This is a genomic window from Streptomyces sp. Inha503, assembly GCF_047215865.1.
Taxonomy (GTDB): Bacteria; Actinomycetota; Actinomycetes; order Streptomycetales; family Streptomycetaceae; genus Streptomyces; species Streptomyces lycopersici.
Genome location: NZ_CP178360.1, coordinates 5,327,978 through 5,346,940, shown reverse-complemented (window position 1 = coordinate 5,346,940; position 18,963 = coordinate 5,327,978). Strand labels below are relative to the sequence as shown.

Here is an 18,963-nt window from a genome sequence, read left to right as displayed (position 1 = left end):
GGATCGCGGGTCGCGTCGGTCACCATGTGCGGGTGAACCGGGACATCGAACCGCGCCTGCTGCGCGCCTTCACCGCCGTCGCCGACGAGCTGCACTTCACCCGCGCCGCCGCCCGCCTCTACGTCGCCCAGCAGGCCCTCAGCCGCGACATCCGGCGCCTGGAGCGGGAGTTGGGCGCGGAGCTGTTCGTCCGTACCACCCGCCAGGTCGCCCTCACGGCCGCGGGCGAACGGCTGCTGCCGTACGCCCGGCGGGTGCTCCAGGCCCAGGACGACCTGGCGGCGGCCTTCAGCGGGGCCGAGCGCCGCCCGCTGCTGGTGGACGTGAGCGCCCCGGTGAGCACCGGAAGCCAGGTGCTGGCGGAGGCGCGGCGCCGCATCGGCCCCGAGACCGAGCTGGTGGCCCGCTTCCACAGTGGGCTGGCCGGGGCCGCCGCCGAGCTCCTGGCCGGACGCCTGGACGTCTCCTTCGGCCGGGTCCGCGGCCTCGACCCCGCCGTGCTCGCCCGGCTGGACCACCGGCTGATCCGTTACGAGCGCATCGCCGTGGTCCTGCGCGAGGACCACCCGCTCGCCCGGTTCGAGGAGATCCCGCTGTCCGCGCTCGCCGGTGAGACCCTGTACGCGGCGGCGGGCAACGACACCACCACCGAGTGGACGGACCTGGCCGCCCAGCTCTTCGCGGGGCGCGGGATCGCGATGGCCGAGCCGTTCCCGGAGATCGACGGGGATGAGGAGTTCATCCGGGTGGTGACCAAGCGCCGCTGGTCGGTGCTGGCCAGCGAGGTGTTCACCCAGCTGCCCGGCGCGGTGCTGCGCCCCCTCACCGAGCCCGTTCCGCTCTCACCGGTCTCCATCGTGTGGCGCAGGGGCCTCGCCCACCCCGGCCTGGACGCCCTCCATGCCGCGGCCCGCGCGCTCGCCACCACGTCCGGCTGGCTCCACCGCCCACCGGGCGCCTGGCTGCCGCGTCCGGAGGCGGACCATGGGGTGTCCGGCGGATCGTGAAGCCTGCGGCGGGCTGCTCCCCTCCCCGCCCCTTCCCACAACTGGGGCCCCGCCCCAGGCCCCGGGCCGGTGCTCCGCCCCTTCCCACGGCATCGATATGCGGCTCCGCCGCGTGGCGGGGCGCTCCGCCCCAGACCTCGGGGTCCAGGGGCGAAGCCCCTGGCAGCGGGAAGGGGCGGGGAGGAGAAAGCCTCGATATGCGGCTCCGCCGCGTGGTCCGCCGGATACCCCTAGAGGCGGATCGTCGGTGTGCGTCCGTCCGGTGCGCCGCTGCCGTCACCGGTCCGCTGTCAGAGGCGTGCTCTACGGTGGGGATCGTCCTGGCCCCTTCGGCCGAGTGCGAGTCGAGTGCGAGGAGAATCCGGAGTGACCCCCGAGCAGCTGCGGTCCTTCTGCCTCTCCTTCAACGCGGTGGCGGAGGAGTTCCCGTTCTCCCGGCACCCGGAGGTCTCGACCTTCAAGGTGCTCGGCAAGATCTTCGCCCTGACCACGCTGGACGCCCGCCCGCTCACGGTGAATCTGAAGTGCGACCCGGCGGACGCGGGTCGGCTCCGTGAGGGGCATCCGGATCTGATCGTCCCGGGGTGGCACATGAACAAGCGCCACTGGAACACGGTCACGGTCGACGGCGGCCTTCCGGACCGGCTGGTCCGGGAGCTCATCGAGGACTCCTACGACCTGGTGGTCGCGGGGCTGCCGAGGGCCGAGCGGCTACGGCTCGACCGGCCTTGAAGGGTGCCGTGGTCGGCATCGAGGGCGTGGGCTCAAGGGTGCCGTGGTCCTGGCTGCCACGGGGTTCCGGGGCCCCGGGAATCCCCCTCACCGCCACCCGGCCCCCCGGGTGAGAGCAAGGTTTCGTCCGCGTCACCTGCCGCCACAGCCCGGAAATCCGCCGTCCCTACCGTCTGTGGCGACACCGAGAACTGTGGAGGCGTGATGACTGCCCCGACCACCACCGCCGCGCGCAAGGGGGGCCGCTGGATCGAGCAGTGGGACCCGGAGGACGAGAGGTTCTGGAGGGAGAAGGGGGAGCGGATCGCCGCCCGGAACCTGGTCTTCTCCATCCTCTCCGAGCACATCGGGTTCTCGATCTGGAGCCTGTGGTCGGTGATGGTGCTGTTCATGGGGCCGGAGTACGGCGTCGACCCGGCCGGGAAGTTCTTCCTGGTCGCCATGCCCACACTGGTGGGCGGGGTGCTGCGGGTGCCGTACACCTTCGCCGTCGCGCGGTTCGGCGGGCGCAACTGGACGATCGTCAGCGCGGCGATGCTGCTCGTGCCCGCGATCACCGCCGCCGTGGTGATGGAGCCCGGGACCTCGTACACCACGTTCATGGTGGTCGCGGCGCTCACCGGGGTCGGCGGCGGCAACTTCGCCTCGTCCATGACCAACATCAACTCCTTCTACCCGCTGCGCAGGAAGGGCTGGGCGCTCGGCCTCAACGCGGGCGGCGGCAATATCGGCGTCCCCGTGATCCAGCTGGTCGGGCTGCTGGTGATCGGCACCGCCGGGGCGGCCCAGCCGCGGCTCGTGCTCGCCGTCTACATTCCGCTGATCGTCGTCGCGGCGGCGCTCTCGGCGCTGTTCATGGACAACCTGGCGCCGGTGCGCAACGACACCGGGGCGGCCAAGGAGGCGGCGCGGGACGCCCACACCTGGATCATGTCGCTGCTCTACATCGGCACCTTCGGCTCGTTCATCGGCTACAGCTTCGCCTTCGGTCTCGTGCTCCAGAACCAGTTCGACCGCACCCCGCTCCAGGCCGCCTCGCTCACCTTCATCGGCCCGCTGCTCGGGTCGCTCATCCGGCCCGTCGGCGGCCGGCTCGCCGATGCCCACGGCGGTGCGAAGATCACGCTGTGGACCTTCGCCGCCATGGCCGCCGCGACCGTCGTGGTCGTCTACGCCTCCGCGCAGAAGTCGCTGTCCGTCTTCCTCGTCGGCTTCATCGCCCTCTTCGTCCTCAGCGGGCTCGGCAACGGCTCCACCTTCAAGATGATCCCCGGCATCTTCCAGGCGAAGGCCGTGGCCCGCGGTCTGACCGGCGAGGAGGCCGCGGCCTACGGGCGGCGGCTGTCGGGCGCCGCGATGGGGCTGATCGGGGCGGTCGGCGCGCTCGGCGGGCTGGGGATCAACCTCGCCTTCCGGGAGTCGTTCGCCGGCGCCCACTCCGGGACCCCCGCCTTCGTCTCCTTCCTCGGCTTCTACGCGGTGTGCTCCGCGGTCACCTGGGCCGTATACCTCCGTGGCGCCCGCCGCCCGGCCGCGGTGTCCGCCGCACAGACGGGTGCGCATGATCCGCGGTCGGAGCGGCAACCCGCCTACGCGGACGTCTGAGCGGGGCGCCCAGAGGCTCCGGGCGTCACGGCGGTTCGGGGCGTCCCGGCGGTTCGGGGCGTACGGTCGGCCGGGGAAGCTCCCGGCCGACCACTCCGTTACGCCTGGGAAACCTCCGTGAACCGCCACCGACACGGGACGGCGACAGGATGCGGAACCGAAGGCGCCCATACACGAGTGAATCGGGAGATCGGAAGATCGGGACGAGAGCCATGCACCGAGAACAGACCGGAGCCGCGGGCGAAGAGGTGCCCGTCGGCCCTCTCGCCGGATTCACCGTGGGAGTCACCGCCGCGCGCCGCGCGGATGAGCTCGGCGCCCTGCTGCGGCGCCGTGGCGCGGAGGTGATGCACGCGCCCGCGCTGCGGATCGTGCCACTCGCCGACGACTCCGAACTCCTCGCCGCCACCAAGCAGTTGATCGACAGCGCCCCGGATGTCGTGGTCGCCACCACCGCCATCGGCTTCCGCGGCTGGGTCGAGGCCGCCGACGGCTGGGGCCTGGGCGACGCCCTGCTCGACCGGCTGCGCGAGGTGCGGCTGCTGGCCCGCGGGCCCAAGGTGCGCGGGGCGATCCGCGCCGCCGGGCTCACCGAGGAGTGGTACCCGGCCTCCGAATCGATGGCCGAGGTGCTCGAACGGCTGCTGGAGGAGGGCGTCGAGGGCCACCGCATCGCCGTCCAGCTGCACGGCGAGCCGCTGCCCGGCTTCGTGGAGTCGCTACGGGCCGGGGGAGCGGAGGTGGTCGGGGTGCCGGTGTACCGCTGGATGCCGCCGGAGGACATCGGGCCGGTGGACCGGCTGCTGGACGCGACCGTGGCCCGCGCCCTGGACGCCGTCACCTTCACGAGCGCGCCCGCCGCCGCGAGCCTGCTGGACCGGGCGGAGCGGCGCGGGATGCGCGAGGAGCTGCTGGACGCGCTCCGCCATGATGTGCTGCCCGCGTGTGTGGGGCCGGTCACCGCGCTGCCGCTGGAGGCCCACGACATCCCCACCTCCCAGCCCGAACGGTTCCGGCTCGGGCCGCTGGTGCAGCTGCTGACCGCGGAGCTTCCGGGGCGGGTGCGGCCGTTGCCGGTCGCCGGGCGGCGGCTGGAGATCCGTGGCCACGCGGTGGTCGTGGACGGGGAGCTGCGTACGGTGCCGCCCGCCGGGATGGCGTTGCTGCGGGCCCTGGCGCGCCGGCCCGGCTGGGTCGTGGCGCGGTCGGAGCTGCTGCGGTCGTTGCCGGGGGCCGGGCGTGATGAGCATGCGGTGGAGACGGCGATGGCTCGGCTGCGGACGGCTCTTGGCTCGCCGAAGCTGATTCAGACGGTGGTCAAGCGGGGGTATCGGCTGGCGCTCGATCCGTCCGCCGACACGAAGTATGGGGGCGGGTAGCTGTTTTGTCGGCGGGGCTCCGCCCCGGGCCCCGCTCCTCAAACGCCGGAGGGGCTGGGATTCCCCCGGAGGGGCTGGGTTGAGGGGGTTACGGGGCACACGCGGGGCGGGCACTCTGAAGGGTGACCGGATCGGGCCTTCCCCGAAGGGGTGACGGGAACATGGCGGCGGCGTCGGCCTACGACCTGCGGTTCGACTCGGGGCGGATCTGCCTGGACCTGGTGGCCACGGTCGGCGGCCGGCTCAGCGAGGCGCCCGTCGAGCGGCTCGGCGGGGTGGAGCCCCTCAAGGCGTGGCTGCTGGGTGCCGGGCTGGTGCCCGGCGGCACCTCGCTCGACGCCGTGGACCACCGCTGGCTCATCCGCTTCCGGGCCGCCCGCGATCTGTTGCACCGCATCGTCCACACCGAGGTCGAGGGCCATGCCGCGGCCGCCGATCTGGAGCGGATGAACGCGCTGGCCGCCACCGCCCCGCCCGCCCTGCGCGCCGTACGGACCCCCGACGGCACCCTGGTCCGCGCCCTCGCCGGGAAGGCGGACTGCGGTGCGCTGCTCTCCCAGATCGCCCGGGACGCGGTGCAGTTGCTCACCGACCCGGTGGCGCGCGGGCAGTTGCGGCGCTGTGAGGGGGAGACCTGCTCGCTGGTCTACCTCGACACCTCGCGCGGCCGCCGCAGGCGCTGGTGCTCCAGCGAGATCTGTGGAAACCGCGAGCGAGTTGCCCGTCACCGCCGCCGGGTAAACCCAAGCATCAGCAAAGCATGAGCGATATTCAGTCATGACCCGGACACCACCCGGACATGACGCAGGCCCCGGATGGGGGGACCGGGGCCTGCGGGGCGGTTTTAGGGAGGGAGCCCTTCCTGGTAGCCGGCGCCCGCCCGGCGTCGGCCTTACTCGGACTCAAGTACGCACCGCACAGGGGGAGATGTTCAGTCCGGGAATGGGATGTACATCACACCGTGATCGATGAACGGCGAGCGTTTCCAGCCCGTACCCCCCTCGACCCGACGGCTTGCGTACGCAAAGATGCCCTCGTGACCGAGAGGACGACACCGGACGACGCGCTCATGCGCGCGCTCTACGCGGAGCACGCAGGCCCGCTTCTCGCCTTCGTCCTGCGCCTGGTCGCGGGCGACCGGCACCGCGCCGAGGACGTGGTCCAGGAGACCCTCCTGCGCGCCTGGCGCAACGCCGACCAACTGCGGCGCTCCGGAGGATCGGTACGACCCTGGCTGGTGACCGTGGCCCGCCGCATCGTCATCGACGGCCACCGCCAACGCCGCGCACGCCCCCACGAAGTGGACGCCGCGCCGCTCCATGTGATGCCCGCCGCGGACGACATCGACCGCGCATTGCGCCAGATGACCATTTCTGACGCGTTGAATGACCTCACCGACGCACATAGAGCGGCGCTCGTCGAGACATACTTCAAGGGACGGACGGTGAGTGAGGCGGCCGAAGTGCTGGGCGTTCCCGCCGGGACGGTGCGGTCCCGGGTCTTCTACGCGCTGCGCTCCCTGAAGCTCTCGCTCGAGGAACGGGGGGTCACGGCATGATGCCGGCAGCGGACGACCAGCAGCACACCGCGGTCGGCGCCTATGCGCTCGGGGTGCTCGACCCCGCCGACGCGGCGCGCTTCGAGGACCACCTCATCGGGTGTGAGCGGTGCGCCGCCGAGCTCGACGAGCTGATGGGCCTCCCGCCGCTGCTGGCCGAGTACGCCACCGCCGCCGACGGCACCGCGCTCCCGGATCCGGCGGTGGTCACCGCCCGCCCGGGGCCCGAACTGCTCGACCGGCTGATGGACGACGTCGCGGTGAGCCGCAAGGCCTCCGGCAGACGGCGTCTCTTCCTCGTCGCCGCGGCCGCCGTCCTCATCGTCGGCGGCCCGCTCGCGGGAGCGGCCATCACCGCGAGCTCCGACGACGGCGGGGGCAAGGACCAGGCCGTGGCCTCCTCCTCCAAGCAGGTGTACGACCAGGGGCAGAAGTTCAGCGCGGTCGACCCCGTCACCAAGGTGGACGCCTCCGTCTCGCTCCAGCAGAAGGGGTGGGGCACCTCCGTCGCCCTCAAGCTGGGCAATCTGAAGGGGCCGCGCACCTGTGACCTGGTCGCCATCGGCAAGGACGGCCACGAGGAGACCATCACCACCTGGGCCGTGCCCACCTCGGGCTACGGCGTCAAGGACGGGGACGGCTCCCGCTGGAGCAAGGAGCCGCTCTACGCCCAGGGCGGCGCCGCCATGAACACCGACGACATCGAGCGGTTCGAGGTCCGCACCCTGGACGGCCAGCGCCTGGCCCAGGTGAGGCTCTGAGAAACCCCCTCGCTTCAGGTGTACGGTTGACGGCTGCCCTTAAGAACACAGAAGGGGGCCTGGGTGGCCGCGCAGAACGCCACGCATGACGACCGGACGGCACCGCGGGGGGACCGCGGGGACGGGGTCCGGGACAGCGAGATCCGGATCGAACAGGCGCATCTGGACCGGGTGTACCACCGCCTCGCGGAGAAGATCCACGAGGCGGAGTTCCTCATGGACGACGCCGCCAAGCGCGGTCAGGTGGGCACTCCCGGCGCGCTCGCCGAACGGGACGCCCAGGTCTTCCGGGCCGGGGTCCACCTCAACCGGCTGAACAGCGAGTTCGAGGACTTCCTCTTCGGCCGCATCGATCTGCTGCCGGGCAAGGACGGCCGACGCGGCCCCGACGGCGCCTACACCTCCGTGGAGCCCGCCGACGACGCCATCCGCACCGGCCCGGACGGCGACCGCGCGGAGATCGCCGAAACGTTGCACATCGGCCGCATCGGCGTCCTGGACGCCGACTACGCCCCGCTGGTGATCGACTGGCGGGCGCCCGCCGCCGCGCCCTTCTACCGCTCCACTCCGGTCGCCCCCGGCCGGGTCGTCCGCCGCCGGGTGATCCGCAGCAAGGGCCGCCGGGTGCTCGGCGTCGAGGACGATCTGCTGCGCCCGGAGCTCAGCGCCACCCTCGACGGCGGGGCGCTGCCGGTGGTCGGCGACGGTGCGCTGATGGCCGCGCTCGGCCAGGCCCGCGGCCACACCATGCGCGACATCGTGGCCTCCATCCAGGCCGAGCAGGACCAGGTGATCCGCGCCCCCGCCGCCTCGATCACCGAGGTCGAGGGCGGCCCCGGCACCGGTAAGACGGCGGTCGCGCTGCACCGCGCGGCGTACCTCCTCTACCAGGACCGGCGGCGCTACGCGGGCGGCATCCTCGTGGTCAGCCCCACCCCGCTGCTGGTCGCCTACACCGAGGGCGTACTGCCCTCGCTGGGCGAGGAGGGCCAGGTGGCCATCCGGGCGGTGGGCTCGCTGGTGGAGGGCGCCGAGGCCACCACGTACGACACCCCGGCGGTGGCCCGGGTCAAGGGCTCGTCCCGGATGGTGAAGGTGCTGCGCAAGGCGGCGCGCGGCGCGCTGGAGCTGCCGCGCGGAGCCGTAGCGCCCGCCGGTTCGACCCCTTCGCCGTCATCGGCTTCGTCCTCTTCATCCGAGTCATCCGGCAATGGCCAGCTGACCCTGGACGGGGCGCTGGACGGGGCGCTTGAGGCCCACGGCGGCAGACCCGGTGCGGGGGCCGGATCCAGATCCGGCGGCCCGCCCGAGCGGCTGCGCGTGGTCGCCTTCGGCGCCCGGATCGAGCTGGGCGCCGATGAGCTGCGCACCATCCGCCAGAACGTGCTGGGCGGCACCGCGCCCGTCAATCTGCTGCGCCCCCGCGCCCGGCGGCTGCTCCTGGACGCGCTGTGGACCCGCTCCGGCGCCCCCAGGCGGTACACCGACCCCGAGCTGGCCGCCGAGGCGCGGGAGGGCTTCGACGAGGACATCTCCTCCGAGGACTCCTTCCAGGAGTTCCTCGACGCCTGGTGGCCCGAGCTCACCCCGCGCTCCGTCCTCGCCGCCATGGCCGATGAGAAGCGGCTGAACCGCTGGTCACGACGGGTGCTCAACCCCCGCGAGGTCCGCCAGGTGGCCCGGTCGCTGGCCCGGCTCGGCCCGGACGGGCAGGGCCCGCTGTCGGTCCACGACGTGGCGCTGCTGGACGAGCTGACCACCCTCCTGGGCACCCCCGCCCGCCCCGCGACCCCCCGCGAGGCCGATCCGCTGGACCAGCTCACCGGTCTGGACGAGCTGACCACCTACGCCGACCGGGTCAGCCCCCGCCGCAGCCGCGCCGAGCGGGGCGAGCGGGAGCGCGCCGACTACGCCCATGTGATCGTCGACGAGGCGCAGGACCTCACCCCGATGCAGTGGCGGATGATCGGACGGCGCGGCCGCCACGCCACCTGGACGGTCGTCGGCGACCCGGCCCAGAGCTCCTGGTCCGACCCGGACGAGGCGGGCCGGGCCCGGGACGAGGCGCTCGGCAGCCGCCCGCGCCGCCGCTTCACCCTCACCGTCAACTACCGCAACCCCGCGGAGATCGCCGAACTGGCCACCAGGGTCCTCACCCTCGCCATGCCCGGCACCCCGGCCCCCGAGGCGGTCCGCTCCACGGGCGTGGCGCCGCGCTTCGTACCGGGCGCGGACGGCGACCTCGGCGCGGCCGCGCGCCGCGAGGCGGTCCGGCTGCTGGACGAGGTGGACGGCACCGTCGGCGTCGTCGTCGCGATGAACCGGCGCGCCCAGGCCCGTCAGTGGCTGACGGGCCTGGGCGACCGGGTGGTGGCGCTGGGCAGCCTGGAGGCGAAGGGGCTGGAGTACGACGCGACGGTGGTGGTCTCGCCCGCCGAGATCGCCGACGAGTCCCCGGCGGGGCTCCGGGTGCTGTACGTGGCGCTCACCCGCGCCACCCAGCGGCTGACGGTGGTCTCGGGCGACCGCGACGAGCCGGACGGCAACGCCGTCCCCGACCTGCTGCGGGACTGACCGCCCTGCTGCGGACCGACCACCACCCCGGCCGGAGGACCCCCGCGCCCGGTGCTCGGAGGGCCTCCGAAATCCACCCCCGGGAGGGGAATCCCTTCCCGGGCCTGTTTGTTAGCCTTGATGTGGCACCGGCCCGATCCAAGCCCCCGGGCCCAACCTTCGTCGCTTCGAGCGACCACTTGCCGCGAGGCGAGCATGGCGGGTCGGTGCCATCTTTCATCCCTTCCGCGAGAGGTCCGCGCCCGGCGGCGTCAGCCGCCCAGGACGCGGACCTCTTCCGCTTGGGGGCCCTTGCGGCCCTGCACGATCTGGAATTCGACCCGCTGCTCGTCGACCAGGCTGCGGTAGCCGCTGCCGTCGATCGAGCTGTAGTGGACGAAGACATCCGGTCCGCCGTCCTCCTGGGCGATGAAGCCGTAGCCCTTCTCGGCGTTGAACCACTTCACGGTGCCCTGAGCCATGCCCGCGCTCCTCGTTGTCTCTTCCTCGACGTCCTTACGACGCTGTAGCGCGCCAGAGCCTAGGGCGGTGGCTGCGGCGGACGGCCCGCCTCGCCAGGGGTTCCCGCGAAGGAGTGGGGCTTTCCACTCGCCTGACCCCACTCTGCTATGTCAGAACAATATGTCCGAAAGTCGGGCCGGGTTACCCCGTACCCAGAGGTAGGTGTAACCATCTGAGGACGTGGCCCGGTAATCACATCCCGCGGCCCCGACAGGATGAACAAGGGAAAGCAGAGGAACCAGGCCATGGCAACGGCGCCCAGCGTCTCGTACTCGATGACGGTCCGGCTGGAGGTGCCCGCGAGCGGAACCGCGGTCAGCCAGCTGACCACGGCCGTGGAGTCCTCCGGTGGCTCGGTAACGGGCCTCGATGTGACCGCCTCCGGCCACGAGAAGCTCCGCATCGACGTGACCATCGCCGCGACCTCGACCGCGCACGCCCAGGAGATCGTGGAGAAGCTGCGGGGCATCGAGGGTGTCTCGCTCGGCAAGGTCTCCGACCGTACGTTCCTGATGCACCTCGGCGGCAAGATCGAGATGTCGTCGAAGCACCCCATCCGCAACCGTGACGACCTCTCCATGGTCTACACCCCGGGCGTGGCCCGGGTCTGCCAGGCCATCGCGGACAACCCCGAGGACGCCCGCCGCCTCACCATCAAGCGCAACAGTGTGGCGGTCGTCACCGACGGCTCCGCGGTGCTCGGCCTCGGCAACATCGGACCCAAGGCCGCCCTGCCGGTCATGGAGGGCAAGGCGGCCCTCTTCAAGCGCTTCGCGGGCATCGACGCCTGGCCGCTCTGCCTGGACACCCAGGACACCGACGAGATCGTCGCAATCGTGAAGGCCATCGCCCCCGGCTTCGCGGGGATCAACCTGGAGGACATCTCCGCTCCCCGCTGCTTCGAGATCGAGGCGCGGCTGCGCGAGGCCGTGGACATCCCGGTCTTCCACGACGACCAGCACGGCACCGCGATCGTGGTGCTGGCCGCCCTCACCAACGCGCTGCGGGTGGTCGACAAGAAGATCGAGGACGTGAGGGTCGTCATGTCCGGCGCGGGTGCCGCCGGCACGGCCATCCTGCGGCTGCTGATCGCCGCGGGCGTGCGGCACGCGGTGGTGGCCGACATCCACGGTGTGGTGCACGCCGGGCGCCAGGACCTGATCTCCGCCGACCCGGAGTCCCCGCTGCGCTGGATCGCCGACAACACCAACCCGGAGGGCGTCACGGGCACCCTGCGCGAGGCCGTACGGGACGCGGACGTCTTCATCGGTGTCTCGGCCCCGAACGTGCTCTCCGGCGACGACGTGGCCGCCATGGCGGACGGCGCGATCGTCTTCGCACTGGCCAATCCGGACCCCGAGGTGGACCCGGCGATCGCCCGCCAGACCGCGGCCGTGGTCGCCACCGGACGCTCGGACTTCCCGAACCAGATCAACAATGTCCTGGTGTTCCCGGGCGTTTTCCGTGGTTTGCTGGACGCGCAGTCGCGTACGGTGAACACCGAGATGATGCTGGCTGCTGCCGGTGCGCTCGCCGACGTCGTCCACGACGACGAGCTCAATGCCAACTACATCATTCCGAGCGTCTTCAACGACAAGGTCGCGGGGGCGGTCGCCGGGGCCGTGCGAGACGCGGCCCGCGCTGTGACCGGTACCACTGCGGTCTAGGCGGGGCACGGCGCGTCGCGCGCTCCGGGGTCCCGGGAGCGGCCATAGGGTGGCGGACAGGAAAACGACCGCCACGGCGCTTTTCGTGTGACTCTCCAGGGCTCCGGATTGGCATTCCCGCCACAGGTGGGGGCAGGATGCGTTCCGGGCGCGAGGGTCTGAACAGCAGACCCGGGTCCGGGGACTGTCCGAGGGCCCTGGCAGCATCGGCTTCGATCTCACGCCTCATTGGCAAGATGAACACGGGAGTACAACATGAACCGCAGTGAGCTGGTGGCCGCTCTGTCCGAGCGCGCCGAGGTGACCCGAAAGGACGCCGACGCCGTGCTGGCCGCCCTCGCCGAGGTGACTGGTGAGGTCGTCGCGAAGGGCGACGAGAAGGTCACCATCCCCGGCTTCCTGACCTTCGAGCGCACCCACCGTGCCGCTCGCACCGCGCGCAACCCGCAGACCGGTGAGCCGATCGAGATCCCGGCCGGCTACAGCGTCAAGGTCTCCGCGGGCTCCAAGCTCAAGGAAGCCGCCAAGGGCAAGTAAGCCCTCGCGAACGACAGGGGCGGCCACCCGGCAGGGTGGCCGCCCCTTCGGCGTTCCTACGGGCCCTGAGGCCCCTCTACGAGCCGCTACGGGGCCCCGGGAGGCTCTACACGGCGTTGCCGCCGCCAGGGAGCTCCACTTTCGCGCCCAGCTCCACGAGCTTCTCCATGAAGTTCTCGTAGCCGCGGTTGATCAGGTCGATGCCGTGGACCCGTGAGGTGCCCTGGGCCGCCAGGGCCGCGATCAGGTAGGAGAAGCCGCCGCGGAGGTCGGGGATGACCAGGTCGGAGCCCTGGAGCTTGGTGGGTCCTGAGACGACCGCGGAGTGCAGGAAGTTGCGCTGGCCGAACCGGCACGCGGAGCCGCCCAGGCATTCGCGGTAGAGCTGGATGTGCGCGCCCATCTGGTTGAGCGCCGAGGTGAAGCCCAGCCGGGACTCGTAGACCGTCTCGTGGACGATGGACAGGCCCGACGCCTGGGTCAGGGCCACCACCAGCGGCTGCTGCCAGTCGGTCTGGAAGCCGGGGTGGACGTCGGTCTCCAGGGCGATCGCGTTGAGCTTGCCGCCCGGGTGCCAGAACCGTATGCCCTCGTCGCCGATGTCGAAGGCGCCGCCGACCTTGCGGTAGGTGTTCAGGAAGGTCATCATCTCGCGCTGGCGGGCGCCGCGCACATAGATGCTGCCCTCGGTGGCCAGCGCCGCGCTCGCCCAGGAGGCGGCCTCCAGGCGGTCCGGGAGGGCGCGGTGGTTGTAGCCGCCGAGCTGGTCGACACCGGTGATCCGGATCGTGCGGTCGGTGTCCATGGAGATGATGGCGCCCATCTTTTGCAGTACGCAGATGAGGTCTTCGATCTCCGGCTCGACCGCCGCGTTGGAGAGTTCCGTCACACCCTCGGCGAGCACCGCCGTCAGCAGCACCTGCTCGGTGGAGCCCACCGACGGGTACGGCAGCCGGATCTTGGTGCCGCGCAGCCGGTGCGGGGCCTCCAGGTACTGGCCGTCCGCCCGCTTCTCGATCGTCGCGCCGAACTGGCGCAGTACGTCGAAGTGGAAGTCGATCGGCCGGCCGCCGATGTCGCAGCCGCCCAGGCCCGGGATGAAGGCGTGGCCGAGGCGGTGCAGCAGCGGACCGCAGAAGAGGATCGGGATCCGCGAGGAACCCGCGTGTGCGTCGATGTCGGCGACATTGGCGCTCTCCACGTGCGTGGGATCGAGCACCAGCTCACCGGACTCGTCACCGGGCCGCACCGTCACGCCGTGCAGCTGGAGCAGCCCGCGCACCACCCGCACATCGCGGATGTCGGGGACGTTGCGCAGCCTGCTGGGCGCGCTGCCGAGCAGGGCGGCCACCATGGCCTTCGGCACGAGGTTCTTCGCGCCGCGGACACGGATCTCGCCTTCGAGCGGGGTGCCGCCATGGACGAGCAGGACATCGTTCGAGCGGGTCATCTGGTCTCGCGTTCCTGAGACGGGCAAGGGCCAAAAGGCACTAGGGCCAAAGGGCAAGAGTAATAGCCCCGGAGACCGCCTCCGTAAGGCTCTTGCACCCTTTGCGTCACCCCGTAGGCGACACAACACGGTCCGTTTCGATCGAAAGGCCCACAGTCACGTGCGCCGCATCTGCTGTCTTGCGCCCCGACCTGCTCTCATACGGGACTCGACTTCCACTCCCCCTCCGGCCCGGATATGGGGGATCATGTGGCCATGACCGAGGTGTCCTCGCTCACAGGACGGCTGCTTGTCGCGACACCGGCGCTTGCTGACCCGAATTTCGACCGTGCGGTGGTGCTCCTCCTCGACCATGACGAGGAGGGCTCGCTCGGCGTGGTCCTGAACCGCCCGACCCCGGTGGGGGTGAGCGACATCCTGGAGTCGTGGGCCTCGCTGGCCGGGGAGCCGGGGGTGGTCTTCCAGGGCGGACCGGTCTCGCTGGACTCGGCGCTGGGCGTGGCCGTCGTGCCGGGCGAGTCGGGCCGGGCCTCGGCGCGCAGCGAGGACGGGCCACTCGGTTGGCGCAGAGTGCACGGCGCCATCGGCCTGGTGGACCTGGAGGCGCCGCCGGAGCTGCTGGCGGCGGCCGTGGGCTCGTTGCGCATCTTCGCCGGTTACGCGGGCTGGGGCCCCGGCCAGCTGGAGGACGAGCTCGCCGAGGGCGCGTGGTACGTGGTGGAGTCCGAGCCGGGCGATGTGTCCTCGCCCGCCCCCGAGCGGCTGTGGCGGTCGGTGCTGCGCCGCCAGCGCAGTGAGCTGGCCATGGTCGCCACGTATCCGGACGACCCTTCTCTCAACTAGGCATGAGTACCCTAGGGCTGTATGAGCACTCTTGAGCCCGAGCGCGGGGCAGGCACGGGGACCCTCGTTGAGCCGACACCGCAGGTGTCGCACGGTGACGGCGACCACGAGCGCTATGCCCACTATGTACAGAAAGACAAGATCATGGAGAGTGCCCTCTCCGGATCTCCCGTCGTCGCACTCTGCGGCAAGGTCTGGGTCCCGGGTCGTGACCCGAAGAAGTACCCGGTCTGCCCCATGTGCAAGGAGATCTTCGAGGGCATGGGCGCCGGTGGCGACAAGGGCAAGGACGGCGACGGCAAGAAGTAGCCGGTCCGTCGGCCCTGGGCGCTGACGAACAGCCTCGCGCGAACAGACGGCACGCCCGGCCCGCGATCCCCAGACGGGGTCGCGGGCCGGGCGTGCCGTGCCTTGTGCGCCCTGCCGCGCGCCGGACGGCCCCAGTAGGGTCGGCCCATGAGCGGGCGTACGGAGAACGGGGCGGCGCGGGCCGCCTATCTGGTGTTCGGGGCGCGTGAGGTCGACGAGCCCGAAGCGGAAGGCGCCAGCGCCTACTGCCAGTTCGAGAAGGACTGGGACGCCCAGCTGGAGCGGTGCGGGCGGCTGGCCGCCGAGCGGGGCTACCGGCTCTCCGGCGGCTGCGTGATGTCGGTCGCCCAGCCGACCCTTCCCAGACTCCTGGAGTGGGCGGAGGACCCGGGCGCCGATGTGGTGCTGGTGGCCAGCGACCGCGTTCTGGAGCGGTTCCGGAAGACCTGGCCGGACTGGGACCGGGTGGTCGAGCGCCTGGCGGAAGCGGGTGCGCGGGTGGAGGCCGTGCCGTATGTTGAACCCGCCTATCCGGGCGAGGAGTTGCCGCGCTAGCGCGAAGTTCCTTGTGTCGCGGAGTGCTTCGGCCTGGCTTTATCACGAAGTGGTTCAGACCTCTTGTGGGGTCGCTCAAGGTTCCCTAGCCTCACGCATATTGTGCTGAGCGAAACATGCGTTGCATTACATGCAACGCCAAATGTTTAAGGGTCCTTATGAAGTCGTCCCATCTCTCTGTTTCCTCCCGGTTGTCCTCCCGCGTCACCGTGCCCGTGGTGGCACTCGCCCTGGCGGGGCTGGCCATGACCGGATGCGCCCCCTCCACCTCCGACAACAGCTCCAAGGAGGACGAGAAGAGCGGCAAGCTGCGGGTCTGGCTCTTCCAGGAGGTCAACAACGCGCCCAAGAAGAAGGTGATCGACGCGGCGGTCGCCGGCTTCGAGAAGGAGCACGACGGAACCGATGTCGAGGTGACGTACATTCCCATCGACACCCGGGCGCAGAAGATCAAGGCGGCTTTCAACGACCCCAAGAGCGCTCCCGACGTCATCGAGTTCGGCAACACCGACACCGCCGGCTATGTCAAGGACGGCGGGCTGCTGGACATCAGCAAGGAGTTCGGCGCCTGGGTCGACTCGACCAATATCGACCCCACCGCGAAGTACTCGCTGACCATCGGCGGCAAGGTCTACGGCGCCCCGCTCTTCGTCGGCGTACGGGCGCTGTACTACCGGACGGACGTCTTCAAGGAGCTCGACCTGGAGCCGCCGACCACCCAGGACGAGTTGATTGCGACCGCGAAGAAGATCCGCGCGGAGCGGCCGGATCTGTACGGTCTCGCGGTCGGCGGCGCCTACACCTACGGCGCGATGCCCTTCATCTGGGCCAACGGCGGCGACCTCGCCGATGAGAAGGGCAAGTTCGGCTCCAACGAGTACGAGGCGGCCATCGACAGCGCCGACGCCCAGAAGGGCGTGAAGGCGTACACCTCGCTCTTCGGCAACGACAACTGCCCGGCCGCCAAGTGCGCCCAGTGGGGCGGCAACGACACCGTAGAGGCGTTCGCCTCGGGCAAGGCGGCCATGGCGATCGGCGGCGACTTCAACCGCCAGGCCATCGAGGCGGGCAAGGCCAAGGGCAAGTACAAGGTCGTGCCGCTGCCGGGCGTGAAGAAGGGCGACATCGCACCGGCCTTCGCGGGCGGGAACAACCTCGGGGTGCTCAAGAGCACCTCGCACCGCACGATCGCCGTGGACCTGCTGAAGACGCTCGCCGGGAAGCAGACCCAGCGCGAGCTCTACGACGCCATGGGCTTCCTGCCCACCTTCACCGATGTGCGCGGCGACGTCGCCCACAAGGACACCTTCGTCAAGCCCTTCGTGAAGACCCTCAACGACAGCGCCAAGTTCGTGCCCGCCTCGCCCGGCTGGGCGGCCATCGACGCGCAGCTCGTCCTGCCCACCATGTTCCAGGAGATCGTCAGCGGCCGTAAGAGCGTGCCGGCCGCCACCCAGGACGCCGCGAAGAAGATGGACGAGGCATTCGAGCAGTGAGCGCCGGCACCGCACAGCACGCCCGGCGAGCCCCCGCCAAGGGCCGCCGGTCCCGGCCGGGATCCACCGTCCCGGCCGGGCGCCGATCCGGGAAGGGCGCCCGGCGCTCCACCTGGACCCCCTGGCTCTATCTCGCCCCGGCGCTCGTCGTCCTGGGCGGGCTGCTGGTCTACCCCATCTACCAGCTCGGTCTGATCTCCTTCCTGGAGTACACCCAGGCGCAGGTCAGCGGCGGTGAACCGACCACCTTCCAGGGGTTCGCCAACTACGCCGAGCTGTTCGGCGACAGCGAGTTCTGGAACGTAGCCGTCGCCACCCTGCTCTTCGCCGCCGTCTGCGTGGTGTCCACCCTCGCGGTCGGCTGTGCGCTGGCGGTGCTGCTGACGCGCGTACGGGCGATTCCGCGGCTGGCGCTGATGCTGGCCGCGCTCGGCGCCTGGGCCACCCCGGCGATCACCGGCTCGACGGTCTGGGTCTTCCTCTTCGACCCCGACTTCGGGCCGGTGAACAAGGTCCTGGTGTGGCTCGGCCTCTCCGGCTTCGAGGACTACTCCTGGACCTACGACCGCTACAGCGCCTTCGCCCTGGTGCTGTTCGAGGTCGTGTGGTGCTCGTTCCCGTTCGTGATGGTCACCGTCTACGCGGGCATCCGGGCCATCCCCGGCGAGGTGCTGGAGGCCGCCGCCCTGGACGGCGCCTCCACCTGGCGGATCTGGCGCACGATCATGGCACCGATGCTGCGGCCGATCCTCGTCGTGGTGACCATCCAGTCCATCATCTGGGACTTCAAGGTCTTCACACAGATCTACGTCATGACGAACGGCGGCGGGATCGCCGGCCAGAACATGGTGCTCAACGTGTACGCGTACCAGAAGGCGTTCGCGTCCTCGCAGTACAGCCTGGGCTCGGCGATCGGCGTGGTGATGCTGCTGATCCTGCTGGCCGTCACGCTGGTCTATCTGCGGCTGCTGCGACGCCAGGGAGAAGAACTGTGAGCCACTCGCGCGTCTCGCTGCGCATCCGCCGTCCCTGGCGCTTCGCCGCCGAGGCCACCGCCCTCATCGTGGCGGCCGTGGTCGCCTTCCCGCTGTACTGGATGGTGCTCTCGGCCTTCAAACCGGAGGGGGAGATCCAGTCCACCGAGCCCCGGCCGTGGACCGGGTCCCCGTCGCTGGACTCCTTCCGGCGCGTCTTCGAGCAGCAGGACTTCGGGCGCTACTTCCTCAACAGCCTGTTCGTGGCCGGGGTGGTGGTGGTCGCCTCGGCGCTGATCGCCTTCCTGGCGGCCACGGCGGTCGCCCGCTTCAAGTTCCGCTTCCGCACCACGCTGCTGATCATGTTCCTGGTCGCCCAGATGGTGCCGATCGAGGCGCTGACCATCCCCATGTTCTTCCTGATGCGCGATCTGGGGGAGACGGTGCCCGGGGTGGGGCTCAACACCCTGGGCTCGCTGATCCTGCCGCATATCGCCTTCTCGCTGCCGTTCGCCATCTGGATGCTGCGCGGCTTCGTCAAGGCGGTGCCCGAGGCGCTGGAGGAGGCGGCCTATCTGGACGGGGCCAGCCGCTCCCGCTTCCTGTGGCAGATCCTCTTCCCCCTCGTCTTCCCCGGACTCGTGGCGACGAGCGTCTTCTCCTTCATCTCCGCCTGGAACGACTTCCTCTTCGCCAAGTCCTTCATCATCAGCGCGACCGAGAACTCCACCCTTCCGATGGCGCTGCTGGTCTTCTTCAAGGACGAGGGGAACGACTGGGGAGGGATCATGGCGGCGTCCACCGTCATGACCATCCCCGTGCTGGTCTTCTTCGTGCTCGTCCAGCGCCGGCTGGTCTCCGGCCTCGGCGGCGCGGTGAAGGACTGACGAGCAGACGAGCAACTGATGGCCGACGATTGCCGAGGATCGCCGAGCACTGAGGACCGACGAGCACTGACGAGCACTGAGGACCGACGAGCGCTGACAAGAGCTGACGAGTGCCGACAGGGGAGCAG

18 protein-coding genes are annotated in these 18,963 nt (G+C 70.9%); 16 read left to right on the top strand and 2 right to left on the bottom strand.

The annotated features are described in order from the left end of the window. Positions 1-32 precede the first annotated feature (32 nt). The 8 genes from ACJX2R_RS21975 (at position 33) to ACJX2R_RS21940 (ending at position 9,616) form a co-directional block, all read left to right on the top strand. Positions 33-1,007: a LysR family transcriptional regulator gene (locus ACJX2R_RS21975; RefSeq protein ID WP_413101518.1), complete on the top strand. Its 975-nt coding sequence runs from the start codon at positions 33-35 to the stop codon at positions 1,005-1,007. Positions 1,008-1,373: 366 nt separating this feature from the next. Further along, positions 1,374-1,739, top strand: a complete 366-nt coding sequence (locus ACJX2R_RS21970) for an MmcQ/YjbR family DNA-binding protein (RefSeq protein WP_262699873.1) — start codon at positions 1,374-1,376, stop codon at positions 1,737-1,739. 204 nt (positions 1,740-1,943) lie between these two features. After that, complete coding sequence (locus ACJX2R_RS21965) at positions 1,944-3,344, top strand: nitrate/nitrite transporter (protein ID WP_413101517.1); 1,401 nt, start codon at positions 1,944-1,946, stop codon at positions 3,342-3,344. A gap of 212 nt (positions 3,345-3,556) precedes the next feature. Next, positions 3,557-4,723: a uroporphyrinogen-III synthase gene (locus ACJX2R_RS21960; protein ID WP_413101516.1), complete on the top strand. Its 1,167-nt coding sequence runs from the start codon at positions 3,557-3,559 to the stop codon at positions 4,721-4,723. Positions 4,724-4,884: 161 nt separating this feature from the next. Next, positions 4,885-5,487: a CGNR zinc finger domain-containing protein gene (locus ACJX2R_RS21955; RefSeq protein WP_413101515.1), complete on the top strand. Its 603-nt coding sequence runs from the start codon at positions 4,885-4,887 to the stop codon at positions 5,485-5,487. Positions 5,488-5,759: 272 nt separating this feature from the next. Then, complete coding sequence (locus ACJX2R_RS21950; protein WP_020870913.1) at positions 5,760-6,281, top strand: sigma-70 family RNA polymerase sigma factor; 522 nt, start codon at positions 5,760-5,762, stop codon at positions 6,279-6,281. Then, on the top strand, positions 6,278-7,042 hold the full coding sequence (locus tag ACJX2R_RS21945; protein WP_262699869.1) for an anti-sigma factor family protein: 765 nt from the start codon (positions 6,278-6,280) through the stop codon (positions 7,040-7,042). The genes ACJX2R_RS21950 and ACJX2R_RS21945 overlap by 4 nt, the downstream gene beginning before the upstream one ends. A gap of 63 nt (positions 7,043-7,105) precedes the next feature. Continuing rightward, the gene (locus ACJX2R_RS21940) at positions 7,106-9,616 is read left to right on the top strand and encodes a HelD family protein (RefSeq protein ID WP_413101514.1); all 2,511 of its coding nucleotides are present in this window, start codon (positions 7,106-7,108) and stop codon (positions 9,614-9,616) included. Positions 9,617-9,867: 251 nt separating this feature from the next. On the opposite strand, the gene ACJX2R_RS21935 is transcribed toward ACJX2R_RS21940, so the two are convergent. Further along, the gene (locus ACJX2R_RS21935; RefSeq protein ID WP_020870916.1) at positions 9,868-10,077 is read right to left on the bottom strand and encodes a cold-shock protein; all 210 of its coding nucleotides are present in this window, start codon (positions 10,075-10,077) and stop codon (positions 9,868-9,870) included. Between the two features lie 285 nt (positions 10,078-10,362). On the opposite strand from ACJX2R_RS21935, the gene ACJX2R_RS21930 reads away from it, so the two are divergent. Together ACJX2R_RS21930 and ACJX2R_RS21925 are read left to right on the top strand one after the other, a co-directional pair. Beyond that, entirely contained in the window at positions 10,363-11,784 is a 1,422-nt protein-coding gene (locus tag ACJX2R_RS21930; RefSeq protein WP_413101513.1) for an NAD-dependent malic enzyme, read from the top strand. A gap of 255 nt (positions 11,785-12,039) precedes the next feature. Then, positions 12,040-12,321, top strand: a complete 282-nt coding sequence (locus tag ACJX2R_RS21925; RefSeq protein ID WP_009717479.1) for an HU family DNA-binding protein — start codon at positions 12,040-12,042, stop codon at positions 12,319-12,321. A 106-nt stretch (positions 12,322-12,427) separates the two neighbouring features. On the opposite strand, the gene murA is transcribed toward ACJX2R_RS21925, so the two are convergent. Beyond that, positions 12,428-13,771: a UDP-N-acetylglucosamine 1-carboxyvinyltransferase gene (gene murA, locus ACJX2R_RS21920; RefSeq protein WP_037954796.1), complete on the bottom strand. Its 1,344-nt coding sequence runs from the start codon at positions 13,769-13,771 to the stop codon at positions 12,428-12,430. Positions 13,772-14,026: 255 nt separating this feature from the next. On the opposite strand from murA, the gene ACJX2R_RS21915 reads away from it, so the two are divergent. From ACJX2R_RS21915 to ACJX2R_RS21890, 6 genes are all read left to right on the top strand, one after another. Then, positions 14,027-14,614 carry a YqgE/AlgH family protein gene (locus ACJX2R_RS21915; RefSeq protein ID WP_262699867.1) on the top strand — a complete coding sequence of 196 codons (588 nt, stop codon included), beginning with the start codon at positions 14,027-14,029 and terminating at the stop codon, positions 14,612-14,614. 21 nt (positions 14,615-14,635) lie between these two features. Next, positions 14,636-14,923, top strand: a complete 288-nt coding sequence (locus ACJX2R_RS21910) for a DUF3039 domain-containing protein (RefSeq protein ID WP_075200572.1) — start codon at positions 14,636-14,638, stop codon at positions 14,921-14,923. 147 nt (positions 14,924-15,070) lie between these two features. Further along, complete coding sequence (locus tag ACJX2R_RS21905) at positions 15,071-15,478, top strand: recombinase family protein (RefSeq protein ID WP_413101512.1); 408 nt, start codon at positions 15,071-15,073, stop codon at positions 15,476-15,478. 158 nt (positions 15,479-15,636) lie between these two features. Beyond that, positions 15,637-16,974 carry an extracellular solute-binding protein gene (locus ACJX2R_RS21900; protein ID WP_413101511.1) on the top strand — a complete coding sequence of 446 codons (1,338 nt, stop codon included), beginning with the start codon at positions 15,637-15,639 and terminating at the stop codon, positions 16,972-16,974. Further along, positions 16,971-17,969 (top strand): carbohydrate ABC transporter permease, encoded by a 999-nt coding sequence (locus tag ACJX2R_RS21895; protein WP_413101510.1) that lies wholly within the window; start codon positions 16,971-16,973, stop codon positions 17,967-17,969. The genes ACJX2R_RS21900 and ACJX2R_RS21895 overlap by 4 nt, the downstream gene beginning before the upstream one ends. Further along, positions 17,966-18,835: a carbohydrate ABC transporter permease gene (locus ACJX2R_RS21890; protein WP_413101509.1), complete on the top strand. Its 870-nt coding sequence runs from the start codon at positions 17,966-17,968 to the stop codon at positions 18,833-18,835. The genes ACJX2R_RS21895 and ACJX2R_RS21890 overlap by 4 nt, the downstream gene beginning before the upstream one ends. Positions 18,836-18,963 lie beyond the last annotated feature (128 nt).